The organism is Aeromonas dhakensis, from assembly GCF_002285935.1.
GTDB lineage: Bacteria > Pseudomonadota > Gammaproteobacteria > Enterobacterales > Aeromonadaceae > Aeromonas > Aeromonas dhakensis.
Window position 1 is genome coordinate 2,667,243 of record NZ_CP023141.1, and the last position, 19,397, is coordinate 2,686,639.

At 60.5% G+C, this 19,397-nt stretch carries 24 protein-coding genes and 1 other RNA gene; 13 read left to right on the forward strand and 12 right to left on the reverse strand.

All coding sequences use genetic code 11. The annotated features are described in order from the left end of the window. Positions 1–36: 36 nt before the first annotated feature. The 8 genes from gloA to rsxA form a co-directional block, all read right to left on the reverse strand. Positions 37–450, reverse strand: a complete 414-nt coding sequence (gene gloA, locus CK627_RS12625) for a lactoylglutathione lyase (RefSeq protein WP_017764205.1) — start codon at positions 448–450, stop codon at positions 37–39. 96 nt (positions 451–546) lie between these two features. Beyond that, positions 547–1,188, reverse strand: coding sequence for an endonuclease III (gene nth / locus CK627_RS12630; RefSeq protein WP_017778817.1), 642 nt, complete (start codon positions 1,186–1,188; stop codon positions 547–549). 14 nt (positions 1,189–1,202) lie between these two features. After that, complete coding sequence (locus tag CK627_RS12635) at positions 1,203–1,961, reverse strand: electron transport complex subunit E (RefSeq protein ID WP_017764207.1); 759 nt, start codon at positions 1,959–1,961, stop codon at positions 1,203–1,205. A gap of 16 nt (positions 1,962–1,977) precedes the next feature. Continuing rightward, positions 1,978–2,610, reverse strand: a complete 633-nt coding sequence (gene rsxG / locus CK627_RS12640; RefSeq protein WP_095592504.1) for an electron transport complex subunit RsxG — start codon at positions 2,608–2,610, stop codon at positions 1,978–1,980. 112 nt (positions 2,611–2,722) lie between these two features. After that, positions 2,723–3,775, reverse strand: a complete 1,053-nt coding sequence (gene rsxD / locus CK627_RS12645) for an electron transport complex subunit RsxD (protein ID WP_005302270.1) — start codon at positions 3,773–3,775, stop codon at positions 2,723–2,725. Between the two features lie 3 nt (positions 3,776–3,778). Beyond that, positions 3,779–6,316 (reverse strand): electron transport complex subunit RsxC, encoded by a 2,538-nt coding sequence (rsxC, locus tag CK627_RS12650; RefSeq protein ID WP_095592505.1) that lies wholly within the window; start codon positions 6,314–6,316, stop codon positions 3,779–3,781. Positions 6,317–6,318: 2 nt separating this feature from the next. Beyond that, complete coding sequence (rsxB, locus tag CK627_RS12655; protein WP_005302265.1) at positions 6,319–6,882, reverse strand: electron transport complex subunit RsxB; 564 nt, start codon at positions 6,880–6,882, stop codon at positions 6,319–6,321. A 4-nt stretch (positions 6,883–6,886) separates the two neighbouring features. Further along, complete coding sequence (rsxA, locus tag CK627_RS12660; RefSeq protein WP_005302262.1) at positions 6,887–7,468, reverse strand: electron transport complex subunit RsxA; 582 nt, start codon at positions 7,466–7,468, stop codon at positions 6,887–6,889. Between the two features lie 112 nt (positions 7,469–7,580). Here rsxA and CK627_RS12665 point away from each other — a divergent pair, with 112 nt between their 5' ends. Then, entirely contained in the window at positions 7,581–8,477 is an 897-nt protein-coding gene (locus CK627_RS12665) for a DMT family transporter (RefSeq protein WP_167385342.1), read from the forward strand. 95 nt (positions 8,478–8,572) lie between these two features. Here CK627_RS12665 and CK627_RS23165 read toward each other — a convergent pair whose 3' ends face one another. Beyond that, entirely contained in the window at positions 8,573–9,871 is a 1,299-nt protein-coding gene (locus tag CK627_RS23165) for a methyl-accepting chemotaxis protein (protein ID WP_095592506.1), read from the reverse strand. 476 nt (positions 9,872–10,347) lie between these two features. Continuing rightward, a complete protein-coding gene (locus CK627_RS12680; protein WP_013723688.1) occupies positions 10,348–11,094 on the reverse strand; it encodes a LexA family transcriptional regulator in 747 nt (248 codons plus the stop codon). Positions 11,095–11,502: 408 nt separating this feature from the next. Here CK627_RS12680 and CK627_RS12690 point away from each other — a divergent pair, with 408 nt between their 5' ends. The 12 genes from CK627_RS12690 to CK627_RS12745 all read left to right on the forward strand — a co-directional run bounded on the left by CK627_RS12690 (position 11,503) and on the right by CK627_RS12745 (position 18,103). Beyond that, a complete protein-coding gene (locus tag CK627_RS12690) occupies positions 11,503–13,716 on the forward strand; it encodes a DNA-binding protein (RefSeq protein WP_095592507.1) in 2,214 nt (737 codons plus the stop codon). A 42-nt stretch (positions 13,717–13,758) separates the two neighbouring features. Continuing rightward, positions 13,759–14,481, forward strand: a complete 723-nt coding sequence (locus CK627_RS12695) for an AAA family ATPase (protein WP_029300291.1) — start codon at positions 13,759–13,761, stop codon at positions 14,479–14,481. A gap of 45 nt (positions 14,482–14,526) precedes the next feature. After that, positions 14,527–15,144, forward strand: a complete 618-nt coding sequence (locus tag CK627_RS12700) for a hypothetical protein (RefSeq protein ID WP_139493912.1) — start codon at positions 14,527–14,529, stop codon at positions 15,142–15,144. Continuing rightward, complete coding sequence (locus tag CK627_RS12705) at positions 15,128–15,679, forward strand: transcriptional regulator (RefSeq protein ID WP_095592508.1); 552 nt, start codon at positions 15,128–15,130, stop codon at positions 15,677–15,679. The genes CK627_RS12700 and CK627_RS12705 overlap by 17 nt, the downstream gene beginning before the upstream one ends. A gap of 56 nt (positions 15,680–15,735) precedes the next feature. Further along, the gene (locus CK627_RS12710; protein WP_005353401.1) at positions 15,736–15,984 is read left to right on the forward strand and encodes a Kil protein family; all 249 of its coding nucleotides are present in this window, start codon (positions 15,736–15,738) and stop codon (positions 15,982–15,984) included. Positions 15,985–16,003: 19 nt separating this feature from the next. Further along, positions 16,004–16,183, forward strand: a complete 180-nt coding sequence (locus CK627_RS12715) for a hypothetical protein (protein ID WP_005353400.1) — start codon at positions 16,004–16,006, stop codon at positions 16,181–16,183. Between the two features lie 10 nt (positions 16,184–16,193). Beyond that, entirely contained in the window at positions 16,194–16,814 is a 621-nt protein-coding gene (locus tag CK627_RS12720) for a DUF3164 family protein (protein WP_041217407.1), read from the forward strand. Between the two features lie 12 nt (positions 16,815–16,826). After that, the gene (locus CK627_RS12725; RefSeq protein WP_005345945.1) at positions 16,827–17,021 is read left to right on the forward strand and encodes a hypothetical protein; all 195 of its coding nucleotides are present in this window, start codon (positions 16,827–16,829) and stop codon (positions 17,019–17,021) included. A gap of 7 nt (positions 17,022–17,028) precedes the next feature. Then, an RNA gene (locus CK627_RS12730) (hammerhead ribozyme type II) lies at positions 17,029–17,098 on the forward strand. 45 nt (positions 17,099–17,143) lie between these two features. Then, positions 17,144–17,401, forward strand: a complete 258-nt coding sequence (locus tag CK627_RS12735; RefSeq protein WP_069528798.1) for a hypothetical protein — start codon at positions 17,144–17,146, stop codon at positions 17,399–17,401. Next, on the forward strand, positions 17,388–17,654 hold the full coding sequence (locus CK627_RS12740) for a hypothetical protein (protein WP_095592509.1): 267 nt from the start codon (positions 17,388–17,390) through the stop codon (positions 17,652–17,654). The genes CK627_RS12735 and CK627_RS12740 overlap by 14 nt, the downstream gene beginning before the upstream one ends. Next, positions 17,654–18,103, forward strand: coding sequence for a gp16 family protein (locus CK627_RS12745; protein WP_095592510.1), 450 nt, complete (start codon positions 17,654–17,656; stop codon positions 18,101–18,103). Before CK627_RS12740 ends, CK627_RS12745 begins: the two co-directional genes overlap by 1 nt. A 12-nt stretch (positions 18,104–18,115) precedes the next feature. Here the strand turns inward: CK627_RS12745 and CK627_RS12750 are convergent, their stop codons facing one another. Both CK627_RS12750 and CK627_RS12755 read right to left on the reverse strand, forming a co-directional pair. After that, on the reverse strand, positions 18,116–18,601 hold the full coding sequence (locus CK627_RS12750; RefSeq protein WP_095592511.1) for a preprotein translocase subunit SecB: 486 nt from the start codon (positions 18,599–18,601) through the stop codon (positions 18,116–18,118). Beyond that, the gene (locus tag CK627_RS12755) at positions 18,594–19,121 is read right to left on the reverse strand and encodes a type II toxin-antitoxin system MqsA family antitoxin (RefSeq protein ID WP_040069956.1); all 528 of its coding nucleotides are present in this window, start codon (positions 19,119–19,121) and stop codon (positions 18,594–18,596) included. The genes CK627_RS12750 and CK627_RS12755 overlap by 8 nt, the downstream gene beginning before the upstream one ends. Between the last annotated feature and the right edge of the window lie 276 nt (positions 19,122–19,397).

Consider the following 19,397-nt stretch of genomic DNA (forward strand, 5'->3'; position numbering starts at 1 on the left):
CGGCGCTCTTTTTGGTTTTTTGGGGACAAGCCTGGATCAGAAGCTCTCACCAAGGCCGCTGCCGGCATCTTTCTTGGCGATCAGTTCAATCTTGTAACCGTCCGGATCCTCGACGAAGGCGATGACGGTGGTACCGCCCTTGACCGGACCCGGTTCGCGGGTGATCTTGGCACCGGCGGCGCGCAGCGCCTCGCAGGTGGCATAGATGTCGTCCGCTTCCAGCGCGATGTGGCCGTAGGCCGAGCCCAGCTCGTACTCGCTCACGCCCCAGTTGTAGGTGAGCTCGATGACGGCCTCATCCTTCTCGTCGCCGTAGCCGACGAAAGCCAGGGTGTACTTGTATTCGCTGTTCTCGCTCTTGCGCAGCAGTTTCATGCCCAGCACACGGGTGTAGAAGTCGATGGAACGTTGCAGATCGCCGACGCGCAACATGGTATGCAGAATTCTCATTGCTCAATTCTCCGGGTTGGTGATTGGTACTGCCTTGAATCCATGGCCCTAGGCCTGGGTCCGCAGACGCCTGTGAGCCAGGCCTCGCCCTGCGGATCAGCTCTCGGGGTAGACTTTTTCTTTGTACTCACACAAATCTTCGATGATGCAGGAGCCACAGCGCGGCTTGCGGGCCAGACAGGTGTAGCGCCCGTGCAGGATCAGCCAGTGGTGCACATCCAGCTTGAACTCGGCCGGGACCACCTTGAGCAGCTTCTCCTCCACCTGATCGACGTTCTTGCCCACCGCAAAACCGGTGCGGTTGGAGACCCGGAAGATATGGGTATCGACGGCGATGGTGGGCCAGCCAAAGGCGGTGTTGAGCACCACGTTGGCAGTCTTGCGGCCGACCCCGGGCAGGGCCTCGAGGGCCTCGCGATTCTCCGGCACCTCGCCGCCGTGGCGCTCCAGCAGGATGGCGCAGGTCTTGATGACGTTCTCGGCCTTGGTGTTGAACAGGCCAATGGTCTTGATGTACTCCTTGAGCCCGTCCACCCCCAGATCCAGCATGGCCTGCGGGGTGTTGGCCACCGGATAGAGCTTGTCGGTGGCCTTGTTGACGCTCACGTCGGTGGCCTGGGCCGACAGCAGCACGGCGATCAGCAGCTCGAACGGCGTGGTGAAGTTGAGCTCTGTGGTGGGGTGGGGATTGTCGTCCCGCAGTCGCTCCAGGATCAGTCTGCGTTTCTGGTTGTTCATGGCTCCCTCTTGGCTCAGAGCTGGGTCGCGCGGGCACCCGCGGCCGGCACGCTGCAATGGGCCTTCTCGGCGCTTTGCTTGCGGCCCATCCAGTCGTTGATGGCGTTCTTGCCGGCGATCATCAGGCCGAGGCCGATGAAGCCGCCAGGGGGCAGGATCGCCAGCAGCAGGCTGGCGTCGGCGTGAAACAGCTCGATGCGCAGGGACTTGGCCCACTCACCCAGCAGCAGGTCGGCACCGTCAAACAGGGTGCCCATGCCGATGATCTCGCGAAGGCCCCCCAGCACCAGCAGCACCAGGGTAAAGCCCAGCCCCATCATGAAGCCGTCGATGGCCGCCAGCAGCGGCGGGTTCTTGGAGGCATAGGCCTCGGCCCGGCCTATGATGACGCAGTTGGTGACGATGAGGGCGATGAAGATGCCGAGCGCCTGATAGAGGCCGTAGGTGTAGGCGTTCATCAACAGCTGCACGCTGGTCACCAGGGCCGCGATGATCATCACGTAGACCGGGATGCGGATATCCTTGGGCACCCAGTTGCGCACCAGGGAGATGGCGAGGTTGGAGCTGACCAGTACCGCCATGGTGGCAAGGCCGAGCCCCAGCGCATTGGTGAAGGTGGAGGAGACCGCCAGGGTGGGGCAGAGCCCCAGCACCTGCACCAGGGAGGGGTTGTTCTTCCACAGCCCCTGCAGCATCAGCTCCTTGAGCTCTTCACGGCGGCCATTGCTCTCGCTGATCGGGCTCTGCCCGTCAATCACATCAACTTGTTCCATAGCTTGTGCTCCGGCGTTAGGGGGTGGCGTCACAGGCGGGGGCGTCCCGCAGCAGCTCGGGGTGCTCCTGTTGCAGCAACAGCAGGTTCTTCACCGCCTTGACCACGGCCCTGGGGGTGATGGTGGCGCCGGTGAAGGCGTCGAACTCACCGCCATCCTTCTTTACGGCCCAGCTGGATTCGTTGTCGCGGTTGAGGAACTTGCCGACGAAGCTGTTGATCCAGCCAGATTTTTTCAACTCTATCTTGTCGCCAAGACCGGGCGTCTCGTTGTGGGTCAACACCCGCACCGCGCTGACGGTGCCCTTGGCGTCGGTGCCGACGATCAGGCGAATGGCCCCACTGTAGCCGTCGGGGGCCACGGTTTCCAGCGCATAGCCGGTGGTGGTGCCCTGCAGGGTCGCGGTGTAGAGGGGCATGGCTTGGTCGCTGCCCAGATAGCGTTTGCTCTGCACCAGCTTGCAGCTGGCCACCAGATCGTTGTCATAGCTCCCCTCCGGCAACAGGGCGGAGAGGGTGCGCAGCTTCTCCAGCTGCTGTTGATGGGCGATCCGGCCCTGGGTCAATTCGTTGGTCAGCACCACCAGGGCGGTACAGGCCAGGGCGAACAGGGCCAGGGTGACGCCATTCTTGCGCATGCTCTTTAACATTGCATCGTTCCTGAGAGTGAGGTATGCGCGACGCTCATACGACGGGCGCCATGGGCGCCGGGACAGCTCAGGCTGTCTGTCCAGCAAGCCATGCAGGCGTTGGTTGTCGAGATCATTTGCGGCGGGCTCCATAGACTTTGGGGCGTGTCAGACTGTCGATCAGCGGTACGCACAGGTTGGCCAGCAGCACGGCAAAGGCGAAGGCATCCGGGTAGCCGCCAAAGCGGCGGATGAGGTAGACCAGCACCCCGATGAGCACGCCATAGACCAAGCGGCCGCGCGGTGTGGTGCTGGCACTCACCGGATCGGTGGCGATGAAGAAGGCCCCGAGCATGGTGGCGCCGCTGAACAGGTGGAACATGGGGGTGGCGGTGGCATCCGGCGTCACCAGATAACCCAGGGTGGCAGCCAGCAGCAGGGCGCCGAGGATGGCCCCCGGGATGCGCCAGTTGATCACCTTCTGTTGCAGCAGGAACAGACCGCCCAGCAGGTAGCCGAGGTTGACCCAGCTCCAACCGATGCCGCCCCAGCCTTCGAACACCTTGTGGGTCATCACCTCGCCGGCGGTGAGGCCCTGGGTCAGCCCGGTCTTGAGGGTATCCAGCGGCGTGGCCATGGTCAGCCCGTCCACCCCCTGCTTGAGCTGGGCCATGCTGTAGCCATCCAGGCTGAAGCCGGTGAAGATCACCGAGGCCGCATCGCCAAAGCCGATGTCGTAGGCGGCGATGCTCGACGGTGGCAGCCAGCTGGTCATTTGTACCGGGAAGGAGACCAGCAGCAGCACGTAGGCCACCATGGCAGGGTTGAACAGGTTCTGGCCCAGTCCGCCGTAGAGGTGCTTGGCAATGATGATGGCAAACGCCGTGCCCAGCACCAGCATCCACCAGGGCAGCAGCGGCGGCAGGGAGAGACCGATCAGCACGGCGGTGAGCGCCGCACTGCCATCCAGCAGGGCTGGCTTGACGGGGCGTTGGCGCAGGCGCAGCACCAGGGCTTCGGAGGCCAGCGCCGTGACCAGGGCCAGCAGGATCTGGATCAGGGTGCCCCAGCCAAAGAACCAGCTCTGCGCCAGAAAACCGGGCAGACAGGCCAGCATCACCAGCAACATCAGGGTTTGGGTCTGTCTGCGGTTATGGGCAAACGGCGCACTCGCGATATTGAACATGGATCAGTGGCTCTTGTCGGTCGATGGAGAAGGGGAGGCCTGGGCTGCCGCCTCGGCCGCCAGTTTCCGGGCCTTGGCACGGGCCACGGCGGCAGCGATGGCCGCCTTCTTGGGATCTGCGTCGGCAGCATCAGGCTGCGGGGCGGTAGCAGGGGCCGCCGCAACAGCCTCTTCACCCTCGCTCACGGCTGCGTCACCTTGCGCCTGGACGGCTTTCTTGGCCTTGGCGCGGGCGATGGCGGCGGCAATGGCCGCCTTTTTGGGATCCGCCTCGGCAGCATCAGGTTGCGGGGCGGTAGCAGGGGCGGCTGCAACGGCCTCTTCACCCTCGCTCACGGCGGTGTCGCCTTGCGCCTGAGCTGCGGCCTTCTTGGCCTTGGCGCGGGCGATGGCGGCGGCGATGGCTGCCTTCTTGGGATCCGCGTCGGCAGCGTCAGGTTGCGAGACGGCGGCAGGTGCTGCCGCGACGGCCTCTTCATCCTCGGTTACGACAGTGTCACCTTGCGCCTGAGCAGCGGCCTTCTTGGCCTTGGCACGGGCGATGGCGGCAGCAATGGCCGCCTTCTTGGGATCGTCCCCCGCGCCGGTCGGCTCGGCTGTTGCCGCACGGCTGTCAGCGCCTGGCTCGGTGGTATCTGCCTCGCTGCCAGCTTGCGCTTTCTTCGCCTTGGCGCGGGCAATGGCTGCCGCGATGGCGGCCTTCTTGGGATCGCTCTGGGCAGCAGCACTGGTTGACGCTGTGGCATCCTCCGGGGTGGCCTGTGCCGCCTCGGTGTCACCGCTCTGGGCTGCCTTCTTGGCCTTGGCCCGCGCCAGTGCGGCGGCGATGGCCGCTTTTTTCGGATCCGCCTCTGTGGTGGCAGTGGCATCGCTTGGCATGGCTGCCGCCGTGTCGAGCGCCTTGGCGGCGCGGCGGGCTTCCGCCTCCCGCTTGCGGGCCTCACGGGCGGCGATCACCGCGCTGTTGTCGGGTACACCTTCGGCTGTGGCGGCAACGGCTGTGACGGGAGCCTCCTGTTTGGCCTTGAGACGGGCGAGGGCCGCAGCCACCGGATCTTCTCCGCCGGCCGCCGTCATGGCCTGGCGCCGCTGGGCGGCCGCCTCGGCATGGCGGGCTTCGCGGGCGGCTTTCTCCCGCTCGAAGCGGGCCTGCTTGGCCTCGAAGCGCTGCTTGGCGCGCTCGGCCTTCTCGGCCTCGGCGCGAGCTTCGCGGATGTCATCCTTGGCAATCTTGTAGTACTGCACCAGCGGGATCTCGCTCGGGCAGACCCAGGCGCAGGCGCCGCATTCGATGCAGTCGAACAGGTTGAGCCCTTCGGCCTTGTCGTACTCCTTGGCCCGGCTGTACCAGTAGAGCTCCTGCGGTAGCAGGTTGGCCGGACAAGCGTCGGCACAGGCGCTGCAGCGAATGCAGGCCTGCTCCGGACCGGGGGGCGGCAGCTCGGCCCGGGTGGGGGAGAGCAGGCAGTTGGTGGCCTTGACCACGGGTACCATGGCGTGGGGCAGGGTGAAACCCATCATGGGCCCCCCCATGATCACCCGCTGATCCGCCTCGGGCTGCAGCTCGAAGCGCTGCAGCAGCCAGCGCACCGGCGTGCCCAGCAGCACCCAGGCGTTGCCCGGCTTCTTGAAGGCGTCGCCGGTGAGGGTGACGATGCGGGAGATGAGCGGCTCGCCGTCGATGATGGCGCGCTTGATGGCAAACACGGTGGCCACGTTGAGCACCATGATGCCCATGTCTACCGCACGGCCTCCCTTGGGTACCTGACGGCCGGTGAGCAGCTCTATGGTCTGCTTGGCGCCGCCCGAGGGGTACTTGGTGGGTACCGTCTTGACCAGTACGTCTTCGTCGGTGGCGTGACGGGTCAGCTCGCCGATGGCGGCCGGCTTGTTGTCTTCCACCCCGATCAGGGTCAGCTTGGGTTTGAGCAGGTGCTTGAGCACCCGGATGCCGTCCATGATCTCGTCGGCATACTCCTGCATCAGCCGGTCATCGGTGGTGATGTAGGGCTCGCATTCGAGGCCGTTGACGATCAGGATCTCGGTGAGCTGGCCGCGGCCGTCGAGCTTGCTGTGGGTCGGGAACACGGCGCCGCCGAGGCCGGCGATACCGGCCTGCTGAATGCGTTCGAGCAGCTCGCCCCGTTCCAGATTCCAGTAGTCGGCTTGGCCCTTGCGCTCGCCCCAGGCATCTTCGCCATCCGGGGTGAGGGTGATGCAGAGATCGTCGAGACCGGAGGGGTGGGCCACCGTATGGTGGCCGATGGCGGTGATGGTGCCGGAGGTAGAGGCGTGCACCGGCACGATCCGCCCCTTCTCATGACGGGTGAGTGGCTGACCCTTCTTGACCCGGTCGCCGACCCGCACCAGCAGATCGCCGGCCGGGCCCGCGTGCTGGCGCACCGGGATGATGAGCTGGGGCGGCAGACCCGCATCCACCACCGGGGTGAGGCTGGACTGCTCCTTGTTCTCGGGAGGATGAATGCCGCCGTGAAAATCCCACAGGGTGCCGGCTTTGATGCGTTCGAGTAAGGACTGCATGGTTACTCCACTATCTTGACCGGAATGGTGACGTTGTTGAGATCCCACTTCCAGTTGTCGACCGTGGTGGGCACCGGGATCATCTCGATGCAGTCGGTCGGGCAGGGATCGACGCAGAGATCGCAGCCGGTGCACTCGTCCTTGATCACGGTGTGCATCGCCTTGGTGGCGCCGACGATGGCATCGACCGGGCAGGCCTGGATGCACTTGGTGCAGCCGATGCACTGATCTTCATGGATGAAGGCGACTTTCTTGACCGGTACGGCGGCTTCTGCGCCGCCCAGCGGCTGGGGTTCGACCCCCATCAGATCGGCAATCTTGCGCATGGTGGCATCGCCACCGGGCACGCACTTGTTGATCTGATCGCCGTTGGCCAGTGCCTCGGCGTAGGGTTTGCAGCCAGGGTAGCCGCACTGGCCGCACTGGGTTTGCGGCAGCAGAGCGTCGAGCTGATCGACGATGGGATCGGCTTCCACATGAAACTTGACGGCGGCAAAGCCCAGAATGATGCCGAAAGCCAGGGCCAGCAGAGCCAACACCAGAACGGCAAAAAGAATGTGAATCATAGCGCTATATCTTGATGAGGCCGGTAAAGCCCATAAAGGCCAGCGACATCAGGCCGGCGGTGATCATGGCGATGGAGACGCCGCGAAACGGGGTGGGAACATCGGCGGCCACCAGGCGTTCACGCATGGCGGCAAACAGGATCAGCACCAGCGAAAAGCCGGTGGCGGCACCAAAGCCGTAGATGATGCTCTGGATGAAGTTGTGGTGCTCGTTGATGCTGAGCAGCGCCACCCCCAGCACGGCACAGTTGGTGGTGATGAGCGGCAGGAAGATGCCAAGCAGACGGTAGAGGGTGGGGCTGCTCTTGCGGATAACCATCTCGGTAAACTGAACCACGACGGCGATCACAAGAATGAAGGCGAGCGTGCGCAGGTAGGCGATGTTCAGCGGGATCAGGATATAGTGTTCCATCAGATAGGAACAGGCGCTGGCCAGGGTCATCACGAAGGTGGTCGCCAACCCCATGCCGATGGCGGTTTCCAGCTTGCCGGAGACGCCCATGAAGGGGCACAGGCCAAGAAACTTCACCAGCACGAAGTTGTTGATCAGCACGGTGCCGACCAGTAAAAGCAGGTACTCAGTCATTGCAGGTTGGTTATCCGGTTTGAAGGCGGCGGTATTATCTGATTTTAGGTGCCTTTTAACAACCGCAAGGCCGCATGGTTATTATTCAAATAGCCAATTTCATGGAGGAAACGTGCGCCCTTTACCCATTTTTACCCTGACTCTGGCGATGCTGCTCTGGTCCAGCTCCTTCATCGCGCTCAAGCACGTGCTGGCGGTCTGGGGCTTCGGCCAGGTGCTCTTCATGCGCATGAGCGTGGCGGCGCTCTGCTGGCTGTGCTGCTACCGCTATCTCGGCAATTTCCGCTATCAGCCAGGGGATTGGCGCTGGCTGGCATTGATGGGGGCGCTGGAGCCTTGTCTCTATTTTCTGCTGGAGGTCAACGCCCTGCGCTACACTAGCGCCGGCCAGGCGGGCATGGTCTGTGCCCTGCTGCCGCTGGTGGTGGCCCTGGTCGCCTTTTTGCTGATCGGGGAGCGGGTGAGCCGCCGCCAGCTGCTCGGCTTTGCCGTGGCCATCTTCGGCATTGCCCTGCTCGGTTTTGGCAGCGGAACCGATGAGTCTGCCCCCAACGCCCTGCTTGGCAACAGCCTGGAGATGGCGGCCATGTTCTGCGCCGCCACCTACTCGGTGGTGTTCAAGAAGCTCTGCAGCCGCTACAGCGTGCTGACCCTGACCGCCCTGCAGGCCTTCGTCGGCACCCTCTTCTTCGCCCCCTTCGCCCTCAGCGAGCCCTGGCCTGCAGACTGGGCCTGGCAGGACATGGCGGTCATCGTCTTTCTCGGTGCCTGCGTGACGCTCGGGGCCTACCTGCTCTACAACTGGTCGGTGACCCAGGTGAAGGTGACGCTGGCGGCAGCCTACGTCAATCTCATCCCGGTGTTTACCCTGCTGCTGGCCTACCTGCTGTTGGGGGAGACCCTCAATGCCCTGCAATGGGTGGCCTGTGGCGCCGTGCTGCTGGGCATCGCGCTGGGGCAACTGCCGGCCAGGCGCAAGGGGGCGCAGGCCGTCACCGCCGAGGGGTAACGGGCGGGGCTCCCCATCGAATGCAGGCGGGTAACACAGGAGACAAAGCAAACAGGCGACGCACCGGCGTCGCCTGTCTGTTGTGGACGAAATGGCTAGATGGAGAGCCCTTTGACCGTCTCCGAGACGGAGTTGGCGTCCTCGATGATCTCCTGAATGACGCCAGCGATGATGTCGGCCTGGGCCTGACCTGCCATCGCCTTGTCCGATACCACAGAGACGGTCTGGGTGATCCTGGAGGTGATGTCGGAGTTAAGCCGGATGACGGAGACGATCTCGCCGGTGGAGGTGGAGGTTCTGGCCGCCAGCTGGCGCACTTCGTCTGCCACCACCGCAAATCCGCGGCCCTGCTCGCCGGCGCGGGCCGCCTCGATGGCGGCGTTGAGCGCCAGCAGGTTGGTCTGATCCGCGATGCTGCTGATGGTGGAGATGATGGACTCTATGCTTCTCGACTGCTGGTTGAGGTTCTCTATCTGCCGGGTGACCTCGCTGACCGAACTATTGATGTGGGCCGAGGTTTCCAGCACCTTGTCGATCACCTCCCGCCCTTTGGCGGCGCTCGAGACGGTCTCACCGGCGATGGCGCAGGCTTTCTGGGCCGCCTCGCGCACCGAGATGGATTTCTCCACCCGCTCGCTGATGTCGCTCGCCAGCTTGATGATCTTCACCACCTTGCGCTCGTGGTTGAAGATGGGGTTGTAGGTGGCCTCCAGCCAGATCTTCTCGCCGTGGCGGCCGCGGCGCATGAAGAGCCCGGACTGGATTGCGCCGGATCCGAGATCCCGCCAGAAGTTGGGATTCTGCTGATAAAACTCCTCGTCACAGAACATGCGGTGGGGCTGACCCACCACCTCGTCCAGCCGGTAGCCAAAACAGTGCAGGAAGTTCTGGTTGGCGGTGATGACGGTGCCATCGGGCTGGAAGTCGATGACGGCCAGGGACTTGTCCAGTGCCGTCAGCAGCGCCTGGGTGCGCTCCAGGGTGGATTGTTGCTCGCTGACGTTGGAGGCCACCTTGGCCACCTTGCTCACCTTGCCATCGAGGAGGATCGGGAAGTAACTGGCTTCGAGCCAGACCGCCTTGCCCGATTTGGCCTGACGGATGAAGCGGCCGCTGCGCGACTCTCCCCGCCGCAGCTCCTGCCATAGCTGCTCGTATTCCCGGGTGTTGACATCGTCGGGGAAGCAGAGGGAGCGGTGGTGCTTGCCGATCACCTCCTCCCGGCCGTAGCCCACGATGGCGAGAAAGCGATCGTTGACGAAGGTGATGACCCCCTCCGGGGTGAATTCGATATAGGGCAGCCGTGACTGGATGGCCTGCTCAAAGGCGCCGAGTGCTGCGATCTTTGCCGCTTGTTCACTCTTGTCGTGATTTCCCGTGCGATTCCAAAACATGGCGGAGCTCCTTGTTAAGACCCTTGTGAGGCTCTTCATGACAATAACCGACCGTCTGAATACTAGTACAGGTTCTTTGGCCATCGCCTTGGCCATTGGGGGGAACTGCTTGTTTTGTCGTTATTTATTGTTCCATGCGGGGGAGCGGCAACAGGGGGGAATGGGGCAAGTCCGCCTGAGGGCGTGACGGTAGGAGGGGCGGCGGCGGTTTTTGTCCCTCCTGTAACCCACCACCAAGAATGAAAAACCGGGAGCTGGTGAAAACAAGTGGGAGATGGCGGGACAAACTCCGGAATGGCGGGGTTTGTGGCGTGATGCGGTTAAACCAAGCCGTTTAAGCGCAAAATGAAAAGTTGGTTCGTTCAGCCGATTGGGATGCGCTGAAAATGAAAAACAGGCTGACCGCCTGTTTTTTCTTTTGTGTGACAGTAGGTGTCTTAAATCCGGGTTTAAGTGACTCTCTGTAGCACCACCAGTTAAAAAAAATCGTGCCCAGCCCAGACTACCTTGCCGATCACGGCCAGGTTCTCCAGCTGGTTGGCTGGAACGACCTGCAGGGGGTAATCATCGCGGTTGTCGCTGATGATGGTGATACCGCCATCGAAGTTTTTCTGCAGGCGCTTGGCGTAGAGCTCTTCCCCCAGGCGCAACACGAAGATGGATCCGTCTTCGATCTGATTCTTGCTGATATCGACCAGGATAGAGTCACCAGAGTGGATGGTGGGCTCCATGCTGTCGCCTTTGGCGAAGACCACCACCAGGTTATCCGGGTTTAACTTGCGAAACGTGAGCCACTTGCGGCGAAAGGCCAGCTTGCGTTTAACCTCATGATCATCATTAAACGCACCATGGCCGGTACTGACGGTGACATGGTAGCCATCGATCAGCGCGTACTCCTCATCAAATTCCTCACGTTGCACCATCTGCTCGGCCGTTCCATCCGGGTGTTTCGGGCCCTGACCGGTGGCCAGCCACTCCAGATTCACATTGAACGTCCGCGCGATGCGCAGCGCCTTGTCGATGGTGGGCAGTGAATTAAACGGAGGGAAGTATTTGCGCATCCCCGACTCACTCATCCCCACCAGTTCGGCAAATGCCTTGTAGCTCAGGCTCCCGCGCAGCTCATCCAGACGGTCACTCAAAGTATCCATTCCCGCCGTCAGAAAAGATACCTCACCGTCTTTTTGTACTGCTTGTGGTTTTTCTTCATAACGCTCTGACATACAAGGAATTCTCGGCTAGTGGCTAATGCTGGTGAGTCGATAGACAAAAAATTCCGCACAAAAAGACTTATCAATCTTTTTGGGGTGATCAATCATTCATATGTGACGCGTTGCGACATGAAATCATTCTTTTATGAATGATGAAGATACGCACTGCGACACTTGATGATACCGAAACGGGGTGAGTATGTCAGGGAAAACACCAGAGTGGATCAGGGCTGAGCTCATAAAATGCGGATATTCCCAAGCTGCTTGGGCCCGCGCTAAAGGGTTGCACCCCCGAGCCGTACAGCGTTGCATCAAACACTATGCTCCGGCCAGAGGGATTAGCCCCAAGCGTCGGGAAAGCCGCGCCATCATGGCCCTGCTGTCCGAATCGCTGGGGATCGATCTGCTGGGAGGTGACCAATGAGCACCTGGTACACCGCCCAGGCACTGGCCGGATTGGTTGGCATGCCCGCTTACCCCGATGGTGTGCGCAAAAAGGCCGAACGTGAAGAGTGGCAAAGCCGCAAGCGCGAGAAAGGCAAAGGGGCCGAATACCACATTGGCTCACTGCCGATTGAAACCCGCCGTTACCTGGCAGAACAGGCTGTGGCCGCACAGGGCCATGCAGTGACCGATCATGCAGCGGGTGGCAAGGCCATGGCCAGGTTGCTGGCGCGCGAGGTGCCGGTCAAACCAGAGGCAGGCCGCAAATTGCTGACTTTGGGGGAGGGGGCTCGCCAGAAGGTAGATGCCAGACTGCTCATCCTGCAGGCCGCCGATATCTTCCTGGCCCCCTATCACGCCTGCCAGCAAGGGGAGGTGGGGCGCCGCGCCTTTATCGAGGCATACCGTGCCCGCACTCTCGCCCTGCCTGTTAGCGTTTATGAAAGGCAAAAACCATTCAGCCTGATCACCCTGCGCCGTTGGCAGAGTGCGCTGGCGGATGAAGGCCCCGCAGCCCTGGCTGGCAACTATCAGCGGGAGCGGCCATCAACCGTTGAACAGAGCCCGGATTTGGCCCAGTTTCTCACCGCACTGGTCACCACCAAGCCCCATCTGGCCAACAAGTGGGGGGCGCTGCACGAACTGGCCAGCCAATACAGCGAAATGAACCAGCTGGGATGGCAGATCCCCAGCCAATCCTCCTTGCGTCGCTGGATGGTGAAATGGTTGGCAGAGAACAAGGTGGCCTTTACCTACACCACCAACCCGGATGCCTACAACAACAAATACCGCAGCGCGATCGAGGAGATGTACCCCTGGATGGCCCAGCCCAACGACGTATGGGAGTTCGATAGCACCCCAGTCGATGCCATGTTGGTGGATGGTCGCCACAGCATCATCGCGGTGATCGACGTGTATACCCGTCGCGTTCGTCTGCTGGTGGCCAAGAGCTCATCGAGCGAGGGGATCTGCCTGCTGCTGCGCAAGACCCTGCTGGCCTGGGGCACCCTCAACGATAACGGCGTGATGCGCACCGATAACGGCTCTGACTACGTGAGCCAGCGGGTCATGTCCATCTGCACTCTGCTTGGTATGAACGTCAGCCGCTCCAACGCCTACTCGGGGTGGGAGAAACCTCATATCGAGCGGTTTTTCCGCACCTTGAGCCATGGCCTGATAGAGCTGTTGCCCTCCTATATCGGCCACTGCGTGGCAGACCGTCAGGTGATCGAGGCGCGCAAGAGCTTTGCCCAGCGGCTGGAGGAGAAGCGCAAACCGGATGCGCAAAAAGAGATTTACGAGCTGGCCATGACGGCCGCCGAACTGCAAACCCTGCTCGATAACTGGCTCGATGCCCGTTACCACAACCGCAAGCACAGTGCCCTCGGGGTCAGCCCCAATGAAAAGTATCAGCTGGCCCGTTATCAGCGCCGTGCTATTCCCGATGAAGCTGCGCTGGATCTGCTGCTCAACCATATCGGCGAGGCGACCGTCTCCAAAGGTTTTATCAAGGCCGGTGGCCTCAAATACAGCGCCCCCGAACTGTTGGAGCACAACTGGAAGGGCCAGCGGGTCAGCGTCTTTCTCGATCCGTGCGATGTGGGCCGCGCCATCTTGTACCGCACCGGCGACTGGAACGAGCGGATCGAGGCCATCAACATCGACCTGCTGGGCAATGGTATCAGCCCAGATGCCTTCCGGGCGGCCAAAAAAGCCGATGCCAAGGCGCTGGCCAGCTTTCGCCGCGAGATGCGCAACCTTGCCAAAACCTTTGGCATCGACCAGCTCCATCAGGATGTGGTGCGCCACTTCGTCGACCAGGCCAAGGGTATTGAAGCGTTCAGCCGTCGTGATCTCACCCTCGATAACCCGGCATTGGCCGCGCTCACCGGGGTCTCAACGCCCGCTGAGCCCGCCCGTTTCAATGCGGCAGAACTGGCCGCCATAGAAGCCAGACGAGAAGCGAAGGCGCAGCGGGCGCAAGCCAGCGCAGGGCAGGAATCGAGAGCACTCAAGACCGAGTACGAGCAAGCCATCTATCTGGCAGAGCGGGAGCTGGATACCCCGCTGACAGAGCGGGAGAAGGAGTGGCTGACCCGATACCTCTACAGCCACAAGCTGATGGCAAAACGCATTAACCGCCATCTGGATGAAGTTCGGGCTACCCGCTGCACCCAGGCAAAAGGTTAGCGAGTAGCCCGAAAAGGCCCAAAAACAAAGGACAAACCCACTATGAAACACAAGATCGTTGAAGTCAAAAACATGATCAAGACCGAGCAGCTGCTCGACAACTTGCTCAACCGCTCCAGCATCGTGCCGGGCATTGGTCTGATCCATGGCCCCTCCGGCTTTGGCAAGACCACCGCCGTGGAATGGCTGTTCAACCAGGACGAAGTGAACGGCATCTATGTCCGCTGCTACAAGGCCGACACGGTGACCAGCCTGCTGGAACAGATTGCCAAAGAGATCGGCATTCCCCAGCGCCACAACCTGCGTGCTCAGGTCGATAGCATCATCGAATCCGTCCGTGCCGAAGAGCTGGCCATCTTCGTGGACGAGGCCGATTACGTGGTCGGCAATGCCCGCATCATGGAGACCCTGCGCGATATCTACGATGCCACCGAACAACCCCTGATCCTGGTCGGGATGGAAGAGATTGCCCGCCGCATCAGCCAGCGCAAGCAACTGTTTAACCGCATCTCCCAGTGGATCGAATTCAAACCGGCCGATCTCGATGACGTGTCCCTGATTGCCAGCGAAATGCTGGAGGTGGATGTGGAGATCGACGATGCACTGCTGGATTTGATCCGCAAGCGCTCCAACGGCGTGGTGCGCACCATCGTCTCGGCCCTCGACAAGATTGAAAAAATGGCGATGGCCTCTGATGCCCGGATTATCCGGCTGGAGGACGTTGACGCCAGCGAGCTGCTCCATGACGTGCGTCGCAGCCGCTAGCCGTCAGGCTACAGCCAATAAAAACAAAGCACGGGAGGGATTCCAGTGGTTGGAAAAATCAGAAATAGCAACGCAGAAGAAGCATGGCACTGGATGTGTCAGCAGGACTCTTTCGACTTGCTTGAACTGGTAGAGGGGAGCCAGCTCAAGTTGGGAAATGTCTATCTGATTGTGCGCCGTTGGCTGGCAAGTAGCCATTTGCGCTGCGTGTATCAAAAGCCGTTTGGTCGGCGGATATCGTTTCGCGGGAGCCGCTATCAGGTGATTGACCCATCTAACGTGCCGCAGTTTGGCTCAGGGAATCGCCAGACAAAGCATCGGAAAAAGCGCCGTATTCATCGAAAGACGGTGCAGCAAAAGATGTGGAACACCATGAAGATCAGCCGTTTTTTCACTCTGAGTGACCTCGCGATTACCTCTGGGGTCGATGACAGTGGCGCCAGCACTTACACCACCTTTTTGATCAGGGCTGGATATGTCCGGCTGGTGGACAAGATAGAGCGCTTCAAGGTGAAAGGGGATCAGAACCGCTACCAGTTGATCCGTGATACCGGACGTTTTGCCCCCATGGTGCGAGCAAAACAGGGGGGATGTTGGGATCAGAACGAGCAGCACTTTTATCAGTTTGATGTGAAGGAGGCACCTCATGGAAACGTGGCTTGAGGTGTTGCAGGCCGAAGTGGCGGCCAGCTCGCTGGCTCAGGTGGCCGAGAAGCTCGGGCTCTCTCGCACCACCATCAGCCAGGTCTGCAACGAAAAGTATCCCGGTGATATGGCAAGGGTACAGACCCTGGTGGAAGGGGCCCTGATGGGCAACAAGGTGAGGTGCCCCATCCTGGGTGATATCCCGGCGCACCAGTGTCTCGCTCACCAACGCCGTGGCCCGAGCGAAGTGGGCAGCAGTCCGATGGATATCAAGCTCTGGAAGGCATGCCGCAGCGGTTGCCCCCATAGCCAGCTGACCGAGGCGCAGCAACTGCGCCGCCCGATGCGGTTATCGGTAGAGCAGGGCAGTGGCCAGCAGAAAGCCGCTCGCTATGACGCCGAGGCCACCCTCTCCAGATTGCGCCGTCAGGCTAAAAGCGATGGCGACAATGCCAGCAGCAGCCTGCGCATTCTAAGTGAGCTGCTGGCGGAAGAGCTGAAAATCATGGCCATCAAATACAACCGGCTGCTCGACAAGCAAGCAGGCAAATAAGGGTTGGCGGGGCTCTTTCGCGGTGGGCCCGGTGACGAGATCACAAGGAGAACGGGATGAAAAAGCATCTGCACAGCAATTTGCAAAAGACTGCCGAGCAGCTCAGCCACTGGTTGACGGCCAAGGGATATGACGTTCGCACCAGTCGGGTTTGTCATACCCCGCTGCTGGCGGTCACCGGGCCACTGCCCAAAGAGATGCAGGCGCGCGCCGTGTTGAGCCGTGAATGTCTGGCGGGCGTGGTGCGTGAAGTTGCCCTGGTGCGCTTTGGCGGGTGCCTGCTGCACTGGCGCCAAGAATCCTGAAACCGGCAAGGGGGATGAGATGAGCAAGATCCAGCTTGAGATAGAAGACGAGGCGCTGGCGCGGGTGGTACTGCGCCAGTTACCCAAGTTTCTCGAATTCTGCAGCGCGACCCACCAAGAGGAGCTGGCGAGCGCGACAACAGAGCAGTACAGCGCCGTGATGTGCCCTCCGGTGCCTGGCAGCAACAAGATCCATTAAGGAGAAGCCCATGCAAGAAGCACAAACCAGCAGTACCACCCCGATGCGCCAGAACGCTCAGGGGCACTGGGTACCGGAAAACCTGATCGCCCCGGCAGACAAGCTGCGCGATGAAGTGGTGCTGGCCATTATCGCTGCTGCCCGCGAGCAGCGCGCACAGCTGGCTGCCTTCAAGATTGGCGCCATGCAACAGATCGCCGACTTTGTGGATCTCTCCGCCGAGCAGTACGGCGTGGCGTGGGGCGGTACCAAGGGCAACGTGACCCTGCTCAGTTTTGATGGTCGTTACAAGCTCATTCGGGCAGTGGGGGAGCACCGCAAATTTGATGAACGGATCCAGGCCGCCAAAGCGCTGATTGACCAGTGCATCGAACGTTGGAGCGATGGCGCCAGCAGCGAGATCCGCGCTCTGGTAGACCATGCCTTTCGGGTATCCAAGAGCGGTCATATCGACGTGAATCAGGTGCTCTCCCTGCGCCAGCTCAATATCGATGACCCGGATTGGCTGTTGGCCATGCAAGCTGCTGTCGATGCCATCCAGGTGACCGGTACCAGCCAATATCTGCGGCTCTATGAGCGTGACGCCCACGGGCGTTACATCCAGATGAGCCTGGATCTGGCCAAGGTATAGGGAGGAGGCGTGATGGAAATCAACGTGGAAAAAGCCGAAGAGCAACTGCTGCTCTGTGAGCAAATCACCGAAACCGAGGGTACCTGCTACCCCGACGACACCTATGAGGATGGCATCAAGGCCGCCTTGCTCTGGGCGCTGGGGCTGGGGCCTGCCCCCCTCAATGCCGAGGAGTATCAAGGGGTGACGCCACTGCAGTTCGAGTAATAGCCCGATGCGAAACAGGGCGGCACTGCCGCCCTGTCTATCCGGTGTGGTGGCCGGGTACTGATGAGCAACCAAACGATCTGGGCCCAGGTCTTCACCGTCTTGATACAAGGAGCACGGCGATGACCAAAACAGAGATGGATATTCGACTTACCAAGATATTCAGCAGCGCAGCCATTGCACTGGTTGCTGCTGACAAACGGGCTGTGTGCAAACAGCTCAAACAGTTTGATAAAGAGGCGCGCGCCCGTGGCTTTCACGCACTGGCCGGAGAAGCCTGCCAGATGCGCTGGCAACTGGTGGCAGAGCTGCAGCAGGCCAAATCGGCCAGAGATTGTGGCGGGGTACACGAAACCGGGGATCGCCATGGCCATCTATAGCCCCCTGCTGGCCCCCCATATTCTGGCTCGCCGCCTGCAAAGCGGTCGGGCCTGCATCACCGAACTGGGGCTGGAGCAGCGCTGCCCCCGTTGTGGCGAGTTCTGGCCATGGGATACCGAGTTTTTCGGTGTGGCGAGCGATGCCACTCGGCTCTCCAGCTGGTGTCGGGGGTGCCTCAATGAGCACTACCAACGGCTGAGAGTGGCCGGGCAGCACCATGACAGCAAGGCAGAATGGGGAGGAGATAGGTGATGGACAAGCGCAGCAGACTGATCCGGTTGGTACAGGTGGGGCGCCGAGCGTTGGCGCTCGATGACGAGTGTTACCGCGACCTGCTGGCCAGCCATACCGGCAAGCGTAGCGCCGCCCTGTTGAACGAACAGGAGCTGGAACAGGTGCTGGCTGCCTTCAAGACGGCGGGCTTTACGCCCAAGCCTGCTCGACATGCAGCCAACAGACGGCTGAGCCCTGCGGCCGGTATCCACGTCAGGGTCAATGAAATTGCCAAGATCAGGGCCATCTGGTGCGAGATGGCCCGCCTTGGCATCGTCAGGGATGGTTCGGAGACCGCATTAAACAATTGGGTTAAACGGATGACGGCCCGTTTAAACGGTGGAGTAGGGGTGGCCGAGGTGGGCTGGCTGGATGCGCCTCTAGCCGTCAAAGTGCTGGAGGCGCTGAAAAAGTGGTCACAGCGTTAATGGTGCGAGTGGTTACTTATTTGATTGAGGAACTTGCATAGTGGGTAAAACAACTCTGGGTAATCTCATCCGTTCACATTGGGAACAGAGATATTCTCGCCAGTAAGGCCAGACATGATAGCTGGCGTTTTGCAAAGAAAACGCATCTATGCATTCTTGCGATAGTGCAGTCTTGACTTGATATTCTGCAACAAAGTCAGCTTCGATGATTGCCTTGATTTGAGGCTCACTTTCTTCGTCATGTTCACCCTCTGTAACAGGTTGAATCCAGCGAGTCCCCATACGGATAAAGACTCGCAGCAGGTCTTGCCCTCCATCCAGCGTCAATAACTGGCTTTGTTCAACAATATGCATTTGCTGCACCTGCAATGAATCCATATCGCCGAAGTACTTTGGATCAAAATCATCAAGGCAAGCTGCATGTGAGGAATGCAAGTAGACGTCTTTGATAACAAGAGCATCAATGGCCTCTTGCAGTACCTTGTTGGCCTTAGCCATAACTAACCTCATGCTGGAAGCTACGTTTGGTCTTGATGACCGCTTGCTGACGTCCGGCGTTTGCCATATCGATAGCAACTATCTGCCATGGATCTTGCGCTTGATACACGACCCCTGCATCTCGTCTCAGTCGTTGTAGAACCAAGGGCATCTCATCAGCAAGTCTCAATAACTTGTCCATTGCTTCAGACTGGATGACATCATCCGCTTCATACTTGGAAAATGCGACAGGACCACCACCAAATACACGAGCAGCGGTTTCTTGGGTCATTCCCCAGCTTTGCCGCAAGGCCCGTACTTGGGCTCCAGTGAGGAGACCCATCACCATTTTTCTAAACGCCAGTGTGTCTCGTTTGTTGTGCCGTAGGTCGGCAGCCGTTGCCTGCTCACTACCGCAAGCGTCACACACAGAGTAGTGGCTTGGGCGCATGGCAGTGTGACCCATGTATTCGACTTCGATATCTTCAATCTGATGATGCAGATGGCCCGATTCGCAAATCGGGCATACGGTTGCAGCCATCTTGAACCTCCTAGCGTGTAGGTACGTGGGCCGATACCAACAGTAGTATCTTGCCTGTTTTACCTATCGCGAACTTGATGTAGTACTCCACGCGCAAATCCCTGTACGCGTACTCATTCCACTCATCTCGGCCTAATTGGTATGCGTCACAAGCAGCCCAAGGGCCAGTTGGGCGTTGTACACACCATTGAGAATTGAGGTACCGCCCATGCTGCAGTGTGTCACGCAGCAACTGTTGAATATCAGCCTCGTCAAACGCCAATCCTTGCAAGTCAC

Coding starts and splice junctions, on each gene's coding strand:
- gloA (WP_017764205.1), bottom strand. CDS start 450: ATGAGAATTCTGCATACCATGTTGCGCGTCGGCGATCTGCAACGTTCC.
- nth (WP_017778817.1), bottom strand. CDS start 1,188: ATGAACAACCAGAAACGCAGACTGATCCTGGAGCGACTGCGGGACGAC.
- CK627_RS12635 (WP_017764207.1), bottom strand. CDS start 1,961: ATGGAACAAGTTGATGTGATTGACGGGCAGAGCCCGATCAGCGAGAGC.
- rsxG (WP_095592504.1), bottom strand. CDS start 2,610: ATGTTAAAGAGCATGCGCAAGAATGGCGTCACCCTGGCCCTGTTCGCC.
- rsxD (WP_005302270.1), bottom strand. CDS start 3,775: ATGTTCAATATCGCGAGTGCGCCGTTTGCCCATAACCGCAGACAGACC.
- rsxC (WP_095592505.1), bottom strand. CDS start 6,316: ATGCAGTCCTTACTCGAACGCATCAAAGCCGGCACCCTGTGGGATTTT.
- rsxB (WP_005302265.1), bottom strand. CDS start 6,882: ATGATTCACATTCTTTTTGCCGTTCTGGTGTTGGCTCTGCTGGCCCTG.
- rsxA (WP_005302262.1), bottom strand. CDS start 7,468: ATGACTGAGTACCTGCTTTTACTGGTCGGCACCGTGCTGATCAACAAC.
- CK627_RS23165 (WP_095592506.1), bottom strand. CDS start 9,871: ATGTTTTGGAATCGCACGGGAAATCACGACAAGAGTGAACAAGCGGCA.
- CK627_RS12680 (WP_013723688.1), bottom strand. CDS start 11,094: ATGTCAGAGCGTTATGAAGAAAAACCACAAGCAGTACAAAAAGACGGT.
- CK627_RS12690 (WP_095592507.1), top strand. CDS start 11,503: ATGAGCACCTGGTACACCGCCCAGGCACTGGCCGGATTGGTTGGCATG.
- CK627_RS12695 (WP_029300291.1), top strand. CDS start 13,759: ATGAAACACAAGATCGTTGAAGTCAAAAACATGATCAAGACCGAGCAG.
- CK627_RS12705 (WP_095592508.1), top strand. CDS start 15,128: ATGGAAACGTGGCTTGAGGTGTTGCAGGCCGAAGTGGCGGCCAGCTCG.
- CK627_RS12710 (WP_005353401.1), top strand. CDS start 15,736: ATGAAAAAGCATCTGCACAGCAATTTGCAAAAGACTGCCGAGCAGCTC.
- CK627_RS12715 (WP_005353400.1), top strand. CDS start 16,004: ATGAGCAAGATCCAGCTTGAGATAGAAGACGAGGCGCTGGCGCGGGTG.
- CK627_RS12720 (WP_041217407.1), top strand. CDS start 16,194: ATGCAAGAAGCACAAACCAGCAGTACCACCCCGATGCGCCAGAACGCT.
- CK627_RS12725 (WP_005345945.1), top strand. CDS start 16,827: ATGGAAATCAACGTGGAAAAAGCCGAAGAGCAACTGCTGCTCTGTGAG.
- CK627_RS12735 (WP_069528798.1), top strand. CDS start 17,144: ATGACCAAAACAGAGATGGATATTCGACTTACCAAGATATTCAGCAGC.
- CK627_RS12740 (WP_095592509.1), top strand. CDS start 17,388: ATGGCCATCTATAGCCCCCTGCTGGCCCCCCATATTCTGGCTCGCCGC.
- CK627_RS12745 (WP_095592510.1), top strand. CDS start 17,654: ATGGACAAGCGCAGCAGACTGATCCGGTTGGTACAGGTGGGGCGCCGA.
- CK627_RS12750 (WP_095592511.1), bottom strand. CDS start 18,601: ATGGCTAAGGCCAACAAGGTACTGCAAGAGGCCATTGATGCTCTTGTT.
- CK627_RS12755 (WP_040069956.1), bottom strand. CDS start 19,121: ATGGCTGCAACCGTATGCCCGATTTGCGAATCGGGCCATCTGCATCAT.